A 19,166-nucleotide genomic window follows, 5' to 3' on the forward strand; every position below is an offset into this window, starting at 1 on the left:
GCTGTTACTGACTGAGCTGTTTCTGGAGCGCCGGCCAGCGCTTGCGCACTTCATAGAGGAAGCGCTCCGGATCGGCGGCGAAGGCGTCGCGATTGGCCTCCCGGCTGAACAGATAGAGCCGCTGCGCCGAGATCACGTAGAAGCGGGGATTGGCGGCGATGGCGATGCCGCGGGCGATGTCGGTCGGATCGTAGCCGCCGAACTGCGGCCCATAGATCTCGGGATGGGCGAGGAAGGAGGCGCGATTGCCCTCGTTCCGGAAGCGCCAGACCGCCCCCCAGAGATTCGCCTCGAACTCCGCCGTCCCCTGCACGGCCGCGCCGTCGACGAAGTAGGCGACGGGGTCGAAGCCCTCGATGGCCACGCCGCTGAAGCGGTTGACGACGATCCGTTCGGTGGTGGCAGCCTGGGCCGGCAACACCGCGCCGGCGAGCCCAATGCCCGCCAGCAGGCAGGCCAGGAAGCCGATCAAGGCAATTCCGGGGCGCAAAGGGCTATCTTCCTGCCGTTGTGCCGTCATAGTTGCTGCGGATAACATCCGAGTCGAGGGGACATCCGGCGCAACCTAGGGCCGTGCCTGTTGGCGCGAGGTTAAGGAAGCGACGGGATTCGATACCAGGGGTTCTTTTATGACTTTCGCATCACGCCTTGCTGCGGTCGCGCTCGCCGCGCTGGTCGGCTGGATCGTGCCGGCCTCCGCCCAGCAGGCGCCGCCGCCCAACCTGCCGCCGCCGCAGCGGACCTCGACGCCCGGCACCTACGGGCCGGACGAGCTGGTCAATGCCGGCCACCGCTTCTTCGGCAACGTCTCGCGCGGGCTCGCCTCGATCATCGAGAAGGCGGTCAGCCAATGGGGCCTGCCGAACGGCTACATCCTGGGTGAGGAGGGCTCCGGCGCCTTCGTCGCCGGCCTGCGCTACGGCGAGGGCACGCTCTACACCAAGAACGCCGGCGACCTGCGCGTCTACTGGCAGGGCCCCTCGCTCGGCTTCGACTGGGGCGGCGACGGCGCGCGCACCATGACGCTGGTCTATAACCTGCCCGCCACCAATGCGATCTACCAGCGCTTCGCCGGCCTCGACGGCTCCGCCTATATCATCGGCGGCTTCGGCATGACGGCGCTGACCGCCAACAACATCGTGCTGGTGCCGATCCGCTCGGGCCTCGGCCTGCGCCTGGGAGCCAATATCGGCTATTTGAAATTCACCCCGCGCGCGACCTGGAACCCGTTCTAGGCTCCTGCCTCCGCTCAAGTTCCGGATTCACGTTAACAACAGGGCGGGGCTGGCTTTTTGCCGGCCCGCCATGCATTGTCCTTGGTGAATTTTTCCTAAAGTCTGGGAGTTGTGGCCCATGGTCGAACCGATCATGTACCTTGCGATCGGTTTCCTGCTCTCGATGCTGTGTGGGCTCGCCATCGTGCCGCTGGTGCATAATCGCGCGGTCCGCCTGACCACGCGGCGGCTCGAGGCCGCCACGCCGCTGTCGATGGCCGAGATCCAGGCCGACAAGGACCAGCTCCGCGCCGAATTCGCGATGTCGGCGCGACGGCTCGAGATGAGCGTCGACCAGCTCAAGAACAAGACAACGAGCCAGCTCGCCGAGCTCGGCAAGAAGAGCGATGCCATCAACCGCATGAAGATCGAGCTCGGCGAGAAGAACGCCACGATCTTCGCGCTCGAGGCACGCGAGAAGGCGGTGAAGGAGCAGCTCCGCGCCACCGAGGAAGAATTCAACACCAAGACCGAGGCGCTCCGCGCCGCCGAGATCGCGCTGACCGACAAGCAAAGCGAGCTCGCCAAGATCAACTCCGAACTGTCCGACCGCTCGATGATGGCGGAGACCCGCCAGGTCGAGCTGGTCGCCGTGCGCGCCCAGATCGAGGAGCTCAAGAACCGCGTCGGCGATGCCGAGAAGGAATTCACCGCGACGCAGGCGCGCCTCGCACAGGAGCGCACCGAATCCGAGACCGCCTCGCGCGAGCTCGGCGACGCGCGCGGCCGCGCCGAGAATCTGAGCCAGCGCGTCACCGAACTCGACCGCCAGCTGATGCTGCAGGTCAAGGAAGCCGAGATGCTGTCGAGCCGCGTCGCCGACCTCGAGGGACGCCTCGCCACCCAGGGCAAGCTGCTGGCCGAGCGCGACTACGAGAACAACCAGCTCCGCCAGGCCGGCGAGAGCTCCGATCGCACCATCAAGCAGCTGCGCGTCGAGATAGCGGCCCTGAGCGGCGGCAAGTCCTCGGCTGCGGTCGAAGCGCTCCGTGCGGAAAAGGCCGCGCTGGAGGAGCAGCTCGGCACCGCCCGCGACGAGCGCGCCAAGCTGCAGCGCGACATCAATGCGATCCAGCAGCAGGCGGAAAGCTCCTGGGCGACCGAGCGCATGGAGAACGCGCTGCTGCGCGAGCGCATCAACGACATCGCCGCGGAAGTAGCCAAGCTCGCCATGCAGCTCGAAGGCCCGAACTCGCCGATCGAGGCGCTGCTCGCCGCCGAAGCCGGCCAGCCGCCGAAGCAGGCCGCCCGTCCGGCCAACGGCACCGCGACCAACGGCGCGGTCACCCCCACCCTGCCCGAAGGCGGCGGAACGCTGGCCGAGCGCATCCGGGCGCTGCAGGCCCACGCCTCCCGCGCCCGCCAGCAGGGCGCGTGAGCCGGCCGAAACCCGGTTTCCCCGCGGATTGCGCAACTAACGGAAGCTTTTCAGGGCCTCGGGCGGCCTGGAAACTTGACACCTTCGGCGCGCACTTCTAAATCGCGGGCTCGATGCGCCGGCCGGGCCAAAGTCCGGCCGCCTGCATGATGGTCCCGGGCGCATAGCTCAGCGGGAGAGCGTTCCCTTCACACGGGAGAGGTCCAAGGTTCGATCCCTTGTGCGCCCACCACGCTTCGCCAAAAGGCTTCGCGTGGCGCAGCCACGCCCAATGATGGCGAAACGTGTCCGGCATAGCTCGAAGAGCGTCGACGGACCAGGGCATCCTGCTCCCGCTCCGTCAAAAGTCGAAAACAACCCCATGCACAGTAGCCGACCTCAGTCGGATCAACGGGTTGCGGCTTTTCCGAAATTTACTTGCGCCGTCGGGCAAAACAGGGGCATGATTACATCATCCCACCGCTGAGCCGCGCGACCTTGCCGGCGTGATCTCCAATCGTCATTGCGAGCGCAGCGGCCTCAAGGCCGCATAGAGACCGACCAGCGTTCCGATCGCGACCAGCGCTGCGGCCAGCAGCACCTGCAATTCGCCGTCATCGGTGGTGCCCACCGACGACACCAGCCTGGTCACGACGACGAACAGGATGCCTACGGCGGCCGCGGCCCCGACGCTGAGATAGGCGAGCTCTCGCGTCAGGCTGCGGCCGAGAAGTCCGAGGGCCGTGAAATACATCGCGCAAGCGTTGGGATGAACGAACAGGGCGACGCGCGCGTAACGGCCGTAGGCATCTAGGAGAGACTCACACCGGTGCAGGGCCGCTTTCGAGGCCACCCGCTGCAGGAGCGGTCTGAAGAAACGCGCCTGCCCGTAACTGAGAATGGCACCCGCGATGATGGCGAGCCACGCCACGATAAACACGGAGGTATCCGCGGGCTTCGGATTGAGCGCCACGGACATCAGGATCAGGGCGGTGCCGGGAAAATAGCCGAAATACGGGAAGACCGACTCCAGCAGCACGCAGACGAACATGAAGACCAGAAACCATGACGAGCCGGTCGCGCCCTGGACGATGGCGTTCAGGTCGAACAGGTTCGTCCTGTACAGGACGAGGTACATGCAGGTGGCCAATCCGGCCAGCGCGTAGAACGGCAGCGCCCCCGACAGAAACCGTCTCATTCAACCATCGGGCTTTGTTGCGCGGGCAGCCCGATCGACAAGATCTCGATCTCCTGCGCGCCCGAACCCACGACATCGCCAACCGCCTTCCCCATCAGCGACTTCGCGACCGGGGCCACGAACGAGATCGATCCTTCTTTCGGATCGGCTTCATCTTCGCCGACGATGCGATAGGTCTGCACGCGGCCATCAGTGCGGCTGAAGGTCACGGTGCTGCCGAAGGCGACGATATCGGTCGAGGACGGATCGGCGATCACCTGCGCGGTGCGCAGCCGTTCGGTGAGATAGCGGGCGTCGCGCAGGGGGACCGCGGACTGCCGGCGCTTCTCGTTGACGTCCTCGATGGCTTGCGCGGCTTCATAAGCCTCGCGCGCCGCCTGGAGCTGCGCCTGCAAGGCCTGCAGGCCCGTTTCCGTCACGAGGTTTGGATGCGGCGAGATCGGCCGATCCGGCAACAGCGTCTCGGACGCAGTCTCGGCGCTTTCTTCCTTGGTAAAGGCGACGCTCAACTCGAAAATCCCGTCGAACAGTTTCGTAAGGTGCGGACTATACCTCAAGTTCGACGAAGCGGCGCAGCTTGAAGACGAGGTCCGGCATGGCCTGGCGGAACCGGGTCGCGTTGTGGAAACTGGTCGAGAACGGCGCGAAAGTGATCATCGCGTTCCAGTGCCTGTAACCGTAGACCGTGACGGACACGCCCGTTGCCGGAAAATCCTCCAGCTTGCGCAGCTCGCCGAGCACGAGATCGGCAATCGCCTCGGCAGGCAGCAATTGCTTGCCGTCCGGCGTGGTGGCGATTTTCGGTGGCGGCTCGACCGGCTTCTCGACCGGCCTCGTGGCGGCCGGCGCGGCACTGGAAGCGTTCTCAGCGGGGGCATTGCCGGATTTGGCCGCGGCCTCGGGGATGGCGGCCGCGACCTGCTCGAAGCCGTTGGTCGGCGCTGTCGGTGGAACCTCGGTCAGCGGCGGCGGTGCAATGGTATCTGCGCGCTTGTTGCCACCCAGGATGCTGCTGATCATGGCCACAAGGCCAGCATCCTTCACGTCCTCACTCATTACTCCCCCGGCTCGGGCCTATTCTACACTCCTACGGTGGGCCGCCACAACGGATGTGTGGTCAGCCCCCCGCCTGGCCAAGGCCGTCGCTAGGCTCCTTCGATGGCATCGACGGCGCGGCGTCTGGTCACGCCGCGCCGCCGTGCGATCCGTCACTGCTTATCGAACGGAATATATTGCTGGTACTGCTTGGGCACCGAGCTGCGGTAGCGCGCCGGAACGGTGCCGCTGTCGACCGAATGATCGATCTCCTGCTGCCGGGTCATCTTCTTCTTCGGCTGCTTCTTCGACGCGCTCTTCCTGGAGTCGGAAGGCTGGCCGGAGCTGTCGGTGGTTGCAGCCGGCGCCGCATTTGTCGGCGTGGAGGTCGCGGCCGGCGCAGCATTTGTCGCCGCGGGCGCTGCCGTTGCTCCGGCGGCCGGCGCGGTCTGCGCCAGCGCGAACGGTGTTTGCATGAGAAGCGCCAGCGCTGCTGTCGCAGCCAGCACGTATGATTTTTGCATCAAAACCTCCAAAATGACCTGATCCCGAATGAGGCGAGGCAAGGCGTTCGCCCCGGGATCGAATTGTTCAAGTCCGGTCACGATAGGCCGGCAGCCCGTCGCGAACTGTGGCCGAGATCACATAGCTCACCGCGGCTTGCCCCATCATAGACGCATGTCGAACGCGGCGCCCACTGCGGACACCAAGACAAGCACGACAAAGTGTCGGGCATGCCCCGGAACACGCAGACTACGCCGATGCTCCACATTCAAACGTTCTTGTCCTCAAGCGTTCTTGTCCTCAAGCGTCTTGCACCCGCTCCCAAAGGAGATCGACATGCGTCGCACCATCCTCACCCTCGCATCGTTCGCGGCCTTGATCGCCGCGACCGTCCCGGCAACCCAGGCCCACGCAGCCAACGACAGATACTGCCTGCAAGGCCGCATGTGGGGTTATCCCGGCAACTGCCAGTTCGCGAGCTACCAGCAGTGTCAGGCCACGGCCTCCGGCACGTCGGCCTATTGCGGCGTCAATCCGCGCTACGCGTTCTCGCAGCAGCGCACTTACTGACGAGACGACGGCTGAAAACATGCGGCGTGCGGGATAGCGCACCCCGCGCTCGTCAGGCCGACCAAGGCTCGGGCCTTGCGCCGTACACTTCATCTCCACACCGCCCGACCGCCTCCGCGAGCTGCTGCCCAGCGGTGAAGCCACATCGTCCTGGGCACGCCGCGTGCGGTGCCAACTTGTCACAACCGGGCGCGAAAAGGCTGCGCGCTCGAGGCTGCGGGTTGTCGCGTTTCGGCAAGTCATGACAATTGGCATCAGGATGCTCATTCCGATTCGCAGGGCATCATGACAGGCAGGCTGAGGACGTCGTCGTGCACAAGGCAGCATTCATCGCATCCGGACTCTTCCTGCTCATCGCTCCGGCAGTCGCCGCCGATCTGCCGCTCAAGGCCGTCACGCCCAAGCCGCCCAATCTTTGGCAGATCGAGGTCGGCGCACGGTACTGGTACAGCATCGGCCGCACAGCTTACGATTTGCACACCAGCGGCGCGAGATCGTCCCCGGTCATCTCGAGGCTCGACTATCACAACATGAGCACGCATTCGGGAGAAGTATTCTTCCGGATCGACAGCCCCACGAAGTTCTTCGTGAAGGGCTACGGAGGCTATGGAGGCATCACCGGCGGCACCATGAACGACGAGGATTTTCCGCCGTTCTTCAACGGGCCGTACACGAAGACGGAGAGCCAGACGCGCGGATTCCTGGGCTACGCCAATCTCGATCTCGGCTATTCATTCTACGAGTCCCACCCCGTCAATGCGGAGCCGCGCCTTCGTCTGGGTGCCTTCGTCGGCTACCATTACCTCGGCGAAATGGCCCATGCATGGGGCTGTCGACAGACCGAGCCTGGCGGCCAGATCTGCGAAGGTGCCGGCGCCCTCGCCGGCAACGTCAAGGTCATCACCGAGCGCGACATCCTGCACTCCGTCCGCGCGGGCGCCGTGGCCGATCTCTGGTTTACGCCGGCACTCAAGCTGACGGTCGACGCCGCCTATACCTATTCCGACGTGAGAGCTTTCGACACGCACTACTTCACCTTCGGCACCGAGCCCTCTCGCGGCTACGGCCATGGCTTTCAGCTCGAGACGGTGATGTCCTACGCGGTGACGCCCAACGCCAATGTCGGAATTGGCGCCCGGTACTGGCACACCGGAATCAACGACTTCACCGAGCCTGCGGGCGGCGGAGCGGGGCAGGCGCAGACCTATCAGGTCGACCGATACGGCACCTTCATCCAAAGCAGCTTCAAGTTCTGACCGGGGAAGCGCGGACTCTCGCCTACACCCGCAAGCACGCGCTGTTCGCCGGCGCCCTCACGAGGTCGCAACAAGGCCTGTGTCGTCCAGCCGCTTGGCTTGCGGATCTCCACGGTGCACATCGCCAGCATTCCTGCGGAACGACGATCCACCACGAGCACAGCCTGGTGAATATTCCGCATCGAGCAGCCTCCGCCGGTCGATGACGAGAATGTTATCCCTCATCGCCGCGTAGCAAATTTGCGATGCGCGGCCGTGGCTTGTTCGCAGAACGCCGCCTCCGAAAAATCATCGATCCCCGGCAATTGTGATCCATCTCGCTCGTAGCGGGCGTGATCGCTCCTAGGCTGCAATCTCCAGCGCGAGAAACTCAAGCCCGATCTGTTTCATCTCGACTTTTCAGGGAGCTTCTTCATGAGCAGCCGCCACGCCATTGTTCCGCGCGGTCTGAACGCCACGCGTTCGTCGTTGTCCCAAGGCCGCTTCGGCCGCATGTTCCGCAAGCTCGCACCGGCGAAATTCGGCTCGAACGATGCCAACAACATCGCCAACCTTTCGGCGCTGGCCGACAAGATGATCGCCGGCTTCGATGGGCCGAAGGACGGACCGGACGCGGAAGAGAGCGGCATTCCTTCGCTCTACACTTATTTCGGCCAGTTCATCGACCACGACATCACGTTCGATCCGGTCAGCTCGCTGACCAAGCAACAGGATCCCGACGGGCTGGTCGACTTCCGCACCCCGTCGCTCGACCTCGACAATCTCTACGGCCGCGGTCCGAACGACCAGCCCTACATGTATGACGGCATCAAGTTCCGGCTCGGCGAGAAACTGACCGGCGCGGGCGTCCCCGATGCCAGCGACCTGCCGCGCTTCAAGGGCCGCGCGCTGATCGGCGATCCCCGCAACGACGAGAACAGCATCGTCTCGCAGTTCCAGGCCCTGATGCTGCGCTTTCACAACCGCATGGTCGACGACAATGACAGCCTGTCGTTCGAGGAGGTGCAGCAGCGCGTGCGCTTCCACTATCAGTACGTGGTGCTGAACGACTTCCTGCCGCGCATCGTCCACGCCAGCGTGCTGGACGATCTGAAGACCGCAGGTCATTACGACCGCAGCAAGCTCGCCCATTACCATTGGAAGACCTATCCGTTCATGCCGGTCGAGTTCTCGGTGGCGGCCTACCGGCTCGGACACTCCATGATCCGCCCCGGCTACCGGCTGAACGATGCGGCCAACATGCTGCTGCAGATCTTCCCCGACCCCAACAACCCCGATCACAACGCGCTGACCGGCTTCCGCGCCATGGGCCCGGGACGCGCGATGGACTGGGGCCGCTTCATCGATCTCCACACGCGCGCCTACGGCGTCCAGGGCGACGATACCAATCCCGACAACAAGCGGCGACTGCAGTTCGCCTATCGCATCGATGCCTCGCTGGTCGATCCGCTGCGCAAGCTGCCGCCGGAGGTCGCGGCCAATCCGGCGTCGCTGGCGCTGCGCAACCTCGAACGCAGCTGGCGGCTCGGCCTGCCGTCCGGCCAGGCCGTCGCGAAAGCGATGAACCTGACGCCGCTGACGGACGATCAGATCATCATCGGCAAGGCGGTCGACGAGCCCGGCGCGGGCGATCCGCAGACCAAGATCGCAGACATCGCCAACGGTGTGTTCGCCGGCAATTGTCCGCTGTGGGCCTACATCCTGGCCGAAGCGCGGCAGTTCGCGGCCGACGTCCCGATCCCTGCTACCGGTGGACCCGCCACCGTCAAGACACCGCAGCTCGGCCCCGTCGGCGGCCGCATCGTCGCCGAAGTCTTCCTCGGCATGATGTTCGGCGACAATTCGTCCGTGCTGTCGCTCGACCCGCAATGGGCGCCGGTGACCGGCTCCGGCTTCGCGCTGAAGGATCTCGTCGCCTACGCGCTGGGCCAGGGCGATCCGCTGCATTGATGGACGATAATGCAAGGCCGCTCGTGGTCGTGCGAGCGGCCTTGCGGCCTTCCGCTCCGCGACAGGGGAGAGGCGACGCCCCGACTTGCTTAGTCGGTGGTGCCTATCAGTACTTGCCGATGATCGGGCCGCCGAAACGATAGTTCACGCGGACCGTGCCCATATCCACGTCCTGGCGGATGCGGTCGGTGCCGAAAAGCCCGCCGCCGGGAACGGTAGCGAAGCTCACCAAGCGATCCTGCATGAACAGGTGATTGTATTCGGCGGCCACCGACCAGTTCGGTGCAAAACCGAATTCAATGCCGGCGCCTGCGGTGGCACCCCAGCGCGTGTCGTTGCTCGCGGTCGCAGCGAGCACGTTGCCCGCGGTGGTCTCGACGTGGAAACGATCGGCCACGACGGCGGCGCCGCCCTTCGCGTAGAGCAGGACGCTGTTCCAGGCCCAGCCGACCTGTCCGGTGAACAGGCCGATGGCGTCGACGCGTGAGACGTTGGTGAAAGGCGCTGCGATCAGGCTCGCATTGGAGCCGCGGAGGTTGGCCCAGTCGCCCTGAGCCTCGAGGCCGAAGACGAAGTTCGAGCTCTGCCAGCGATAGCCAACCTGGCCGCCTGCGACCGCGCCGGTGGCGTCATGGCAGCCCTCGGCTGCGACGAACGCGCCGGCCGGCGTGGTGAAATCCCAGCACTTGCGGCTCGAAGCACCGCCACCATTGAGGCCGATGTAGAAGCCGCTCCAATCGTACATCACGGGCATCATCGCCGGCGCCTTCGTGTAGCGGGCGGGCATATCGGCCGCGGCGGCGGGAAGGACCAAGCCCAGGCTCAGAAGGGCGACAGCGCTCAGGACTTCTTTCACTTCACGTTCTCCAGATTCATTTGTGACCGTTAACGGCATTTGACGACCTTGACTGTCTCCCGAAGAGCACAGCCGCCATCCAAATGGATTCTCGCGCTCGGCATTACAGATGAAAATCGGGTGTGACGATCGGCGGAAACGGCGTCGATGACGGCAGTCCGAGATATAGACCCTTCATGCCGTAGGTGGATGCGAACTCGATCGCAGGCTGGTCCAGAATGATGTGGCCGGTGCCATCCAGCGTGATCGTCGGCCGGGTGATGTCGCCGAAGGTTTGCGCCTGGACCTGCTGGAAGACGCTGAGGTTCAAGACGTCGATATCGCTGAGCGCGCCATCGTTGCTGGTCATCGTGAGGTGATCGGTGCCGCGGAAATCGAACGTGCTGTGATAGAGCACGTTATTGGCGGTGCCGAGCACGGCGTCGATCTGCGCCGCGCTGCCTGTCAGCGTCACCGTTGACGAGCCGCTGCCTGCGACCGCGGCGCCGCCGACGGCCCCGACCATCAGCGCCCCGTGCTCGACGTGAAGCGTGGTGGTCAGCGTGGTCGAATCGACGTCGCTGACGGCCAGCCCGGTGACGGCAACATCGGTATTGGGCACGATGGATTGCGACGCCGGCATGTGGTTGACAGGCGCGTCGTTGACCGGCGTGATGTCAAGCATGCCCGTGTCGGCAACTGAAATCGTGCCGTCGGTCACCTGCCAGGAGAACGAGACCGCCGTGTCGTCGTTCAATCCCGGCGTAAAGCTCCAGGTTCCGTCGTTGTTGTTGACGAGTGCGCCCAAACCGGCAGCGATGGCGAAACCGACCGCTGTCAGTGACGGCCCATCGGCATCGGTGACGTTGCCGAGGAGCTCGGCTTGGGTGATCAGCCGCGCGCCGGAATCCTCGGCGATCGCTGTAAAAATGACCGCGCCCGTGACGACGGGCGCATCGTTGACGGGCGTGATGTCGAGCGTGGCACTGTCGGACACCGAGAGCGTGCCGTCGGTGACCTCGTAGGAAAACGCGACTGAACCGTCGTCATTGTGCGCGGGCGTATAGCTCCAGGTCCCGTCGTGATTGTCGACCAGCGTTCCCCCACCGGCCGCGATCGCCAGATGGGCTGCTGCCAGCGACGGCCCGTCGACATCCGTCGCGTTGGCGAGGAGCTCCGCCTGCGTGATCAGCCGCGCGCCGGAATCCTCCGGGATCGTCGCGAGCGTCACCGCTCCGCTGACAACTGGACCATCGTTCACGGGCGTGATGTCGAGCGTCGCGCTATCAGCGACGGAAATGGTGCCGTCGGTGACCTGGTAAGAGAACGAGACCGAAGTGTCATCGTTCAGCGCCGGCGTGTAGCTCCAGGTTCCGTCGTGATTGTCGACGAGTGTGCCCGAGCCGCCCACCTTTGTCAGACCTGTTGCGGTGAGCTGCGGCCCGTCGGGATCCGTGACGTTGCCCAGAAGCTCTGCCTGCGTGATCAGGCGTGCGCCGGAATCCTCGGCAATCGGGGCAAGCACTACGGCGCCCGCGACAACCGGGGCATCGTTCACCGGCGTAATATCGAGCGTGGCACCGTCGGCGACCGAGCTGAAGCCGTCTGTGACGTGATAGGAGAATGAAGCCTGCGTGTCATCGTTGTGCGCCGGCGTATAGGTCCAGGTGCCGTCATTGTTGTTGACCAGCGTGCCCGAGCCGGCAGCGATCGCGAGACCTGTCGCGGTGAGGGACGGACCGTCGGCATCGGTGACGTTGCCCAGCAGTTGCGCCTGCGTGATCAGCCGCGCACCAGAGTCCTCGGCGATCGCATTCAAAGTTACCGTGCCGGTCACCACCGGCGGCAGATTTGGCGTAAGCACCGTAAGGACAACATCATTGCCGTCACCGCCGACGTAGCTGATCGAATATCTGACGCCGTCGGAGGTGAACGTGCTGCCCTCGTTGTGCCCCGAGAAGGTGCCGGTCACCGCCATCGGATGATTGTTGGAGCCCGAGTTGTTGTCGATGATGCGGAAAGTGTTGCCGGGCGTAGGGTTGAAGCCGGCGATCCGCGTCACGTCGAGCGTCGCCCCGTTGAGCGAGATGCCGCCTCCGCACCATAACTGGTCGAAATGGCCCGCGGCGGTGCCGCCAAGTTCAACTGCGAATTTCGCACCTGGCGAAAGCGATAGCCCCGCGTCGAACTTCAGCAGACCCGTACCCTGGTCGCCGGGCGCCAGCGTGCCACCGCTCTCGATGATATCGTCCGAGTTAAAGCCTGCGAGTTCTCCGGTGCCCCCAAGCGTGCCGCCGCTGTGAATGGTCACCGGCGAAAAGATGAAGCCATCGACGAGCAGCGTCCCCAGGTTGACGGTCGTCGCGCCTGAATATTGCTGGAAACCGGACAGCACGAGCGTGCCCGTGCCATTTACCACCAGCGCTGTTGAACCCAAGGTATAACCCGTGGGGGCGGCGTACTGGGCAAAAACGGTGGACGCAACGTCGTCGCCGATGATTCCGGAAACCGTCTGCGTCCCCGTCGGACTGAACACCAGGGTGTTGTTGCCCTGAAAGTAGATCCCGTTGCCGAAAGCCTGGCCGGTTTGCCCCTGGCTGGCCCCCCCGGAGACTATGCCAGCGGCGATAGAAGCCGATCCGGCAATGGTAAGTGTGGCGCCCTCCTGCACGAACGCATTGGCGCCAGCGCCCAGACCGCCGCCTCCGCCGCCCAAATCCTCGCTGAAACCATTGCCGCCTCCGAAGCCGCCCGCGCCACCATTCAGACCACCGCCGCCACCACCGCCAAAGCCGCCTTTACCACCCGTGTATCCAGTACTATCCACCACAACATATAAAGAACCGCCGCCGCCCCCGCCGAAGCCGCCGTTACCACCGGCTGCCCGGAGGCCTCCGCCTCCGCCGCCCCCTCCATAACCGCCAATGCCGCCCTCCCCCTGGAAGGAGGTTGCGGTTTGACCGTCAACGCCGCCGCCGCCGCCGGGCCAACTGCGAGTGGGTGAGTCGACGTAGCCACCGCCTGCCCCGCCGCCACCGCCAGCGCCGCCAAGGGCTCCAACGGGAAAACCGTTTGCAAACCCTGTGGCACCGCCCCCCGCATCAGCGCCGAAAACGATACCGGCTGCTCCCGCATTGGGAGCATCTGAACTGCCATCGCCGCCGTTGCCGCCGATCCCGCCTCCGCCACCGCCGCCACCTCCACCCAGACCCATAAACAAGAGAGGTGCGCCGTTGCCGCCATCGCCGCCCAGCCCACCTCCTCCAGCGCCAGTTTGCGCAAGAATCGGCACAGTTGAGCCACCCGTCCCGCCGACAGCTTTGTTATTCGCAAACGTCACGTCAGTGAGCGTTACGTTGCCCGGATTGCCGACGACGTTGGCGCCGATGAACAGCCCACCACCAAGACCCGCCCCGCCACCACCACCCGTCGCGCCGCCGTCGCCCCCTTGCGCCAGCATGTCATGGATACCGAGTCCGCTGATGTCGACGGTGCCAGCATAGACGAACAACCCTCGCTGGACGCCGCTGCCGCTCAAGATGAACCCGCCGCCCTCGATGTCGAGTGTCACGCCCGGATGCAGATTGATCGCCTGCAGCGCAGTGGTCCGAAACGTGATGTCGTTGCCGAAAGTGATCGTCAGGGTGCCGGGTGTGGTGACGCTATTGGCCGCCAAAATGGCTGCGTTCAACTGCGCAATGTTGGTAACAGTGGACATTCCGGGTCTTTCAATCGAGGGCGACGTCTCCGCCCAGCAGGCCAGCCTGCCGACCAATGCGCCACTTCAGAAAGGCTGAGAACTACCTTAAAAGGTGGGTCGCTGTGTTTTTGTATAGGCTGGCGCCGATCGACGTCCTCTGAGGTCGGAGACCTTCGTATTGCTGGGAGTGACATGCAACTCGCTAGAGATTCCGTCGATCCGCACAACCAGGAAGTCTATGCACTCTGGGATCAACTGGCCGAGTTCTCAGTCAGCGACGGCGATGCGGCACTGACGCACCTGTTGTCTGCACTGCGCACCATGTTCGGGGCGCGCAATGTGCTATGGGGTGCGCTCGTGCGCTTGCCCTCACCCGAGCGGGCCGATCCCTTGCTCGGCTGGCGACCGCGCCTTGTCAGGGTGCTGGATCCGATACCGACAGTGGCAGCATCCGTGCAGAAGCAGTTCGATACGCTCTGGTCCGGCAATGTCGACCTTTCTCAAATCCTGTCCATGTCGGGAGATGAGCCGTTCCGCGTCCGCCTGCTGTTCGAAGCACTCCCGCCCGAATGGTTCGAAGGCGAGCACTATCGGCGGCACTATCTGGACGTCGGCTTTGCCGACAGCATTTCCGTGCGCATTGCACTCAATGACGATTTGAGAATTCGACTGTTCGTCTTTCGCGATGCGCAGGCACCCCGCTTCTCGGCGGAGGACGGCCAGCGTCTGGGTTTCCTGATGCGCGGATTGAGATGGTTTCACCGGCAGCAATTGCTCAGCCACGGCCTGCTCATCGCCAACGCACCTCTGACCCCCGCTGAACGCCGGGTGTTGCTTGCACTGCTCGACGGGGACACGGAACGGCAGATCGCGCAGAAACTCGAGCAGAGTCCGAATACGACGCATTTTCACGTCAAGTCGATCTACACCAAGTTCGGCGTGCGCAATCGTCCGTCGCTCTCTGCGCTATGGCTCGGCAAGCTGCGATAACGAAAATCATGCAGCAGTTAACCAGGATACAGCTGCCGAGAACCGCTTCGACGGCGATGCCGGGGCCGGCAATCAAAAAGCGGCGTCGGCCGGCGCGCCCGCTCGAGGTCAATCGGAAACTATGACTGCCGAACCGTCCGGTTGCAGGTGGCTTGCATCAATGTATCGCGCGGCCCGGTAGCGGCCGGGCGACAATCCGTGCGATCGGCTCATCGCTGGTTTCGAGCAGGAACGCTGCTTCCGCCATCCGGCGTTCGATCACATAACGATGCATGGACTGGCCGACGAGGTTGGTAAAACGGGCGGAAAATACCGAGCGGCCAAGCCCCACGCGGTGGCCAAAATCGCTCAGAGTCCAGGGCCGTTCCGGGTTTTCGTGGATCAACTTGAGCGCCGGTCCAAACGAAGGGCCAGGCGCGAGGCCTCACCCGTTCGGCGCCGACGCCTCGCTGCACACCGACGAAGGACCGAGCTACCTCGCCTCGGCGACCTTCGCTCCCGCTGACGGCATCTGCGCGTTGGCGGCCGAGAGCCGTTTCGGCAGCGATGCCGGGTCCGGCAATCGGAAAGCGGCGTCGGCCGGCGCTGGCTGGAATGGCCGGCGGGCGGTGGTTGCCGGAAGCACGATCACTTTCGCGCCGACCTTCACCCGCTCGTAGAGGTCCGTGACGTCGTCATTGGTCAGCCGGATGCAGCCGGACGACACCTTTTTCCCGATCGTATCGGGGTTGTTGGTGCCGTGAATGCGATATTCCGTTTCGCCCAGATACATCGCCCGGGCGCCGAGCGGATTGCCGGGACCGCCGGCCATGAAGCGCGGCAGATAGGGCTGACGCCCGATCATCTCCACGGGCGGATGCCAATCCGGCCATTCCGCCTTGCGGGCCACGGTCTGCTCACCCGACCACGTGAAGCCCTCGCGGCCGACACCGATGCCGTAGCGTAGCGCCTGCGTGTCGTTCAGGACGAAATAGAGGAACGTGTTCTTGGTATCGATGATCACGGTGCCCGGCGTCTGGCGGCTGGCATAGTCGACCACCTGCCGGACCAATGCGCCGGGACCTTCAGCGGCTTTCGGCGGTTCGACCAGAGGGGCCGGAGCTGGAGTTGGAGTTGGCGCCGGCGCTGCGACACGAACAGGCGGCGCCACGTAAACCGGCGTTGACGATGCCTGGGCTTCGCGCGCGGACGGCTTTCGTGCCGTTTGCACGCTCATCGGCCCCGACAGCAAGCCGTATCCCAAGGCGGCGAGGGCCACGACACCGATCGCAACACGCGCGGCCATGGGGAGCGCGAACGTCTCTGCCGCCTTGCCGCGCTTGGCCCGCTTCTTCATGTCTTGTCCCAGGTCACCATGCCTGAAGAGGTAACCAGCAACATTTAAGAAACTTCGAAGCGAATGGGTTCGGACTGGAACCGTTGGCGATGGTTAACGCCGGATTCCCGTTGGCGAGTGGCGGCCACTTCCGCTTCGCCCTAACGCGTGGCCGCCAGACCGCTCTCTTCGAGCCGCGCTGCGAACCAGAGCGACAGCGGCTGATCGAGGCTGCCGCTGACATAGACTTCCGACATCGTGACATGCTGCCTGTCCAGCACCAGCAGCACGCCGATCCAATAGGCGAACCAGACATCCGGATCGGTCAGCGCGCGCAGCTTGTGCTGGTCGTGATCGAGCGAGGTGTGATTGCTCGCCTTGCGGATCTCGACGCTGAGCAGATTGTTCGGGATCTCGCGCTGATGCACGACGACATCGGGGTAGATCGACTTGCCGAGATGATCGTCGGTCGAGATGATGGTGCCGTGCGGCAGATGCAGCGTGCGCTCGCCGAGCCGGTCGTAGTTGCAATCGACCGACCAGCCCGAAAACTGCCGCTCGAGATGGACGGCGAAGCGGTGCGTGATCGCCCGCTCGCCGATGTCCTTCTCGAACAGGAATCCTTCGTGGGCGTAGAACTCCCGGAGCGCCGCGATCACCTTGTTCAGCTCGGTCTGCATGTCGCCTCCGGGCCTTCGGCGCTCCGCCTCGAAAGAGCGCCCTACATCTGGACTTCGATCAGCCGCGGACCCGGCTCGGCGACGGCTTCGGCCAGCGCCTTGTTGAACTCGTCGGCGTTGGTGACGGCGCGGCCGGGCACGCCCATGCCCTTGGCCAGCGCGACGAAATCGAGCGTCGGACGGTCGAGCCGCAGCATGTCGTTGGCGCGCTGGCCGGGCTCGCCGGCACCGACATTGTCGAACTCGCCGCGCAGGATCTGGTAGATGCGGTTGGCGAACACGATGGTGACGATGTTGAGGTTTTCGCGGGCCTGCGTCCACAGCGACTGGATCGTGTACATCGCGCTGCCGTCGCCGACCATGCAGATCACCTTGCGATCCGGACAGGCGATCGCGGCGCCGATCGACAGCGGCGTGGAGAAGCCGATCGAGCCGCCCATGTTCTGCAGCCAGTCGTGCGGGGCGGCGGCCGCGGTCGGCGGGAAGAAGGCGCGGCCGGTGGTCAGAGACTCGTCGACCATGATTGCGTTCTCGGGGATCGCATAGGCAATCGCCTGCGCGATCGAGGCATGGGTCAGCGCACCGGTCGGCTTCACGAGTTCCTGCAACGCCTGCGGCTTGACGTCCTTGGCGCTGGCCTTGACGGCGCCGGCGAGCGCTTCGAGCGCCGCGACCGAATTCTCGCCCCAGGCGGTCATGCGATGCACGTCGCAGCCTTCGGGCCGCAGCACGCTCGGCTTGTTCGGATAGGCGAAGAACGCCACGGGATCGTCGGACTCGACCAGCACGATGTGACGGAACTTCGCCAGCATCGGCAGCGCCTGATCGATCACATAGTGGATGCGGTCGATCGAGTAGCGGCCGCGGCCGCGCGCCATCCTGGGGCGGAAGGTCGGGCCCATCACGGTGCAGCCGGTCTTGGCGGCGATGCGCTCGGCCAGCGCCAGGCCCTGCTCGGAAAGCGCGCTGCCGGTCATCAGCAGCAGCGTGCCTTCGCCGTCACCGTGCAGGATCTTGGCGGCCTGCTCGACCGCCTGCGGTGAATAGCTCGCGCGCTGCTGCTCGGCGGGCACCTCGGCGATGCCTTCGGCCTCGTTCCAGGCGGTGTCGGCGGGCAGGATCAGAGTGGCGATCTGCCCCGGCGCGCTCTTGGCGGCGGCGATCGCCGCGGCACCGTCGGCGGCAACCGATTTCGAATCCGGCGAGGTGCGGACCCAGGACGACATCGGCCGGGCGAGGCCCTCGATGTCGGAGGTCAGCGGGGCGTTGTAGCCGATGTGGTAGACGGCGTGCTGGCCGACGATGTTGACGATGCCGGAATTCGCCTTCTTGGCGTTGTGCAGATTGGCAAGGCCATTGGCGAGGCCGGGGCCGAGATGCAGCAGGGTCGAGGCCGGCGTACCTTTCATGCGGTAATAGCCGTCGGCTGCTCCCGTCACCACGCCTTCGAACAGGCCGAGCACGCAGCGCATGCCCGGAACGCGGTCGAGCGCTGCGACAAAATGCATCTCGGAGGTGCCCGGGTTGGAGAAGCAGATATCCACCCCGCCTTTGACCATCGTCCGCACCAGGCTTTCCGCACCGTTCATCCCAAAGCTCCTGCAACCGGCAATTTTCAATGATCCGTCCGATCAATCATTGTTCGCGGTTCCCGTCAAAGCAATAGGGGCCATCGCGGCCCTGCTCCGCGCGACGACGCGCCGGTTTGGCTAATTCTTTTTGGCGGATTGGCGCGGTTGCCTATTTGGTAACGGCATTCATTAACGATGGCTCATTCGGAAAGGGCCTGCCTCACGGGGCCGTGGCTTGCGAAAAGCCCGCGAATATGGCCTCTGGCTGTCGTTGAATCGATTTTTTGCTGGGGGAAACAATGATCCGGTTTTTTGCCGCGCCGATTGCCGCCATCGCATTGCTGTCGGCCGTTGCGGGCGGCGCGCTCGCCGAAGAGTTCGACTCGCGCGACATCATGGGCGGCGGCCCGAACTTCTTCCGTTCCGGCGCCAACCCGGTTCCCCGCACCACCGTCAACTACAGCGGCGCCTATGCGCCCGGAACGATCGTGGTCAACACGTCCGAACGGCGGCTCTATCTGGTGCTGCAGAACGGCCAGGCGCTGCGCTATGGCATCGGCGTCGGCCGCGACGGCTTCCGCTGGGGCGGGGTGCACAAGATCACCGCCAAGAAGGAGTGGCCGGACTGGACGCCGCCGTCGCAGATGCTGGCCCGCCGGCCGGACCTGCCGCGCCACATGAAGGGCGGCGTCGAAAACCCGCTCGGCGCGCGCGCCATGTATCTGGGGTCGACGCTCTACCGCATCCACGGTTCCAACGAGCCGGAGACGATCGGCCAGGCGGTCTCCTCGGGATGCTTCCGCATGACCAATGACGACGTCAGCGACCTCTACGGCCGCGTCGGGGTCGGCACCACCGTGGTCGTGCTGAACAACTAGATCCGCGCAGGCTTCCGTAGGGGGCAAAGGCGCACTTGCGCCGTGCCCACCAT

17 protein-coding genes, 1 tRNA gene and 1 pseudogene are annotated in these 19,166 nt (G+C 64.7%); 8 read left to right on the plus strand and 11 right to left on the minus strand.

Features of this window, described 5'->3' with window-relative positions; all coding sequences use genetic code 11:
- Positions 1 to 4 precede the first annotated feature (4 nt).
- Entirely contained in the window at positions 5 to 490 is a 486-nt protein-coding gene (locus F8237_RS08850; RefSeq protein WP_151643801.1) for a YHS domain-containing (seleno)protein, read from the minus strand.
- Between the two features lie 139 nt (positions 491 to 629).
- Here F8237_RS08850 and F8237_RS08855 point away from each other — a divergent pair, with 139 nt between their 5' ends.
- The 3 genes from F8237_RS08855 (at position 630) to F8237_RS08865 (ending at position 2,884) form a co-directional block, all read left to right on the plus strand.
- Positions 630 to 1,235 carry a DUF1134 domain-containing protein gene (locus F8237_RS08855; RefSeq protein WP_151643803.1) on the plus strand — a complete coding sequence of 202 codons (606 nt, stop codon included), beginning with the start codon at positions 630 to 632 and terminating at the stop codon, positions 1,233 to 1,235.
- Positions 1,236 to 1,353: 118 nt separating this feature from the next.
- Entirely contained in the window at positions 1,354 to 2,652 is a 1,299-nt protein-coding gene (locus F8237_RS08860; RefSeq protein WP_151643805.1) for a coiled-coil domain-containing protein, read from the plus strand.
- A 157-nt stretch (positions 2,653 to 2,809) separates the two neighbouring features.
- Positions 2,810 to 2,884, plus strand: a tRNA-Val gene (locus F8237_RS08865).
- A 267-nt stretch (positions 2,885 to 3,151) separates the two neighbouring features.
- Here F8237_RS08865 and F8237_RS08870 read toward each other — a convergent pair.
- From F8237_RS08870 to F8237_RS08885, 4 genes are all read right to left on the minus strand, one after another.
- Positions 3,152 to 3,829 carry a hypothetical protein gene (locus F8237_RS08870; RefSeq protein ID WP_151643807.1) on the minus strand — a complete coding sequence of 226 codons (678 nt, stop codon included), beginning with the start codon at positions 3,827 to 3,829 and terminating at the stop codon, positions 3,152 to 3,154.
- Entirely contained in the window at positions 3,826 to 4,338 is a 513-nt protein-coding gene (gene greA, locus F8237_RS08875) for a transcription elongation factor GreA (protein ID WP_151643809.1), read from the minus strand. Before greA ends, F8237_RS08870 begins: the two co-directional genes overlap by 4 nt.
- A gap of 37 nt (positions 4,339 to 4,375) precedes the next feature.
- The gene (locus F8237_RS08880; protein WP_151643811.1) at positions 4,376 to 4,885 is read right to left on the minus strand and encodes a hypothetical protein; all 510 of its coding nucleotides are present in this window, start codon (positions 4,883 to 4,885) and stop codon (positions 4,376 to 4,378) included.
- Between the two features lie 152 nt (positions 4,886 to 5,037).
- Entirely contained in the window at positions 5,038 to 5,388 is a 351-nt protein-coding gene (locus F8237_RS08885; RefSeq protein WP_151643813.1) for a hypothetical protein, read from the minus strand.
- Positions 5,389 to 5,704: 316 nt separating this feature from the next.
- Here F8237_RS08885 and F8237_RS08890 point away from each other — a divergent pair, with 316 nt between their 5' ends.
- From F8237_RS08890 to F8237_RS08900, 3 genes are all read left to right on the plus strand, one after another.
- Positions 5,705 to 5,938, plus strand: a complete 234-nt coding sequence (locus tag F8237_RS08890) for a DUF3551 domain-containing protein (protein ID WP_151643815.1) — start codon at positions 5,705 to 5,707, stop codon at positions 5,936 to 5,938.
- A 311-nt stretch (positions 5,939 to 6,249) separates the two neighbouring features.
- Positions 6,250 to 7,194: a hypothetical protein gene (locus tag F8237_RS08895; RefSeq protein WP_151643817.1), complete on the plus strand. Its 945-nt coding sequence runs from the start codon at positions 6,250 to 6,252 to the stop codon at positions 7,192 to 7,194.
- Between the two features lie 414 nt (positions 7,195 to 7,608).
- Entirely contained in the window at positions 7,609 to 9,144 is a 1,536-nt protein-coding gene (locus tag F8237_RS08900) for a peroxidase family protein (RefSeq protein WP_151643819.1), read from the plus strand.
- A 106-nt stretch (positions 9,145 to 9,250) separates the two neighbouring features.
- Here F8237_RS08900 and F8237_RS08905 read toward each other — a convergent pair whose 3' ends face one another.
- Together F8237_RS08905 and F8237_RS37210 are read right to left on the minus strand one after the other, a co-directional pair.
- On the minus strand, positions 9,251 to 10,000 hold the full coding sequence (locus F8237_RS08905; protein ID WP_244626102.1) for an outer membrane protein: 750 nt from the start codon (positions 9,998 to 10,000) through the stop codon (positions 9,251 to 9,253).
- A gap of 103 nt (positions 10,001 to 10,103) precedes the next feature.
- Complete coding sequence (locus F8237_RS37210) at positions 10,104 to 13,697, minus strand: cadherin-like domain-containing protein (protein WP_201280187.1); 3,594 nt, start codon at positions 13,695 to 13,697, stop codon at positions 10,104 to 10,106.
- A 174-nt stretch (positions 13,698 to 13,871) separates the two neighbouring features.
- Between F8237_RS37210 and F8237_RS08920 the strand changes: the two genes are divergently transcribed.
- Positions 13,872 to 14,669: a helix-turn-helix transcriptional regulator gene (locus F8237_RS08920; RefSeq protein WP_151650500.1), complete on the plus strand. Its 798-nt coding sequence runs from the start codon at positions 13,872 to 13,874 to the stop codon at positions 14,667 to 14,669.
- Positions 14,670 to 14,777: 108 nt separating this feature from the next.
- Here the strand turns inward: F8237_RS08920 and F8237_RS08925 are convergent.
- The 4 genes and pseudogenes from F8237_RS08925 to F8237_RS08940 form a co-directional block, all read right to left on the minus strand.
- Positions 14,778 to 15,093 (minus strand): annotated as a pseudogene (locus F8237_RS08925) (AraC family transcriptional regulator); the annotation flags it as partial.
- Positions 15,094 to 15,141: 48 nt separating this feature from the next.
- Positions 15,142 to 16,005, minus strand: coding sequence for a L,D-transpeptidase (locus F8237_RS08930; RefSeq protein WP_151643825.1), 864 nt, complete (start codon positions 16,003 to 16,005; stop codon positions 15,142 to 15,144).
- 140 nt (positions 16,006 to 16,145) lie between these two features.
- Positions 16,146 to 16,664 (minus strand): hypothetical protein, encoded by a 519-nt coding sequence (locus tag F8237_RS08935; RefSeq protein WP_151643827.1) that lies wholly within the window; start codon positions 16,662 to 16,664, stop codon positions 16,146 to 16,148.
- Positions 16,665 to 16,705: 41 nt separating this feature from the next.
- Positions 16,706 to 18,253, minus strand: a complete 1,548-nt coding sequence (locus tag F8237_RS08940) for an acetolactate synthase large subunit (RefSeq protein ID WP_151643829.1) — start codon at positions 18,251 to 18,253, stop codon at positions 16,706 to 16,708.
- 281 nt (positions 18,254 to 18,534) lie between these two features.
- Here F8237_RS08940 and F8237_RS08945 point away from each other — a divergent pair, with 281 nt between their 5' ends.
- The gene (locus F8237_RS08945; RefSeq protein ID WP_151643831.1) at positions 18,535 to 19,113 is read left to right on the plus strand and encodes a L,D-transpeptidase; all 579 of its coding nucleotides are present in this window, start codon (positions 18,535 to 18,537) and stop codon (positions 19,111 to 19,113) included.
- Positions 19,114 to 19,166 lie beyond the last annotated feature (53 nt).

Source organism: Bradyrhizobium betae (assembly GCF_008932115.1).
Classification (GTDB): domain Bacteria; phylum Pseudomonadota; class Alphaproteobacteria; order Rhizobiales; family Xanthobacteraceae; genus Bradyrhizobium; species Bradyrhizobium betae.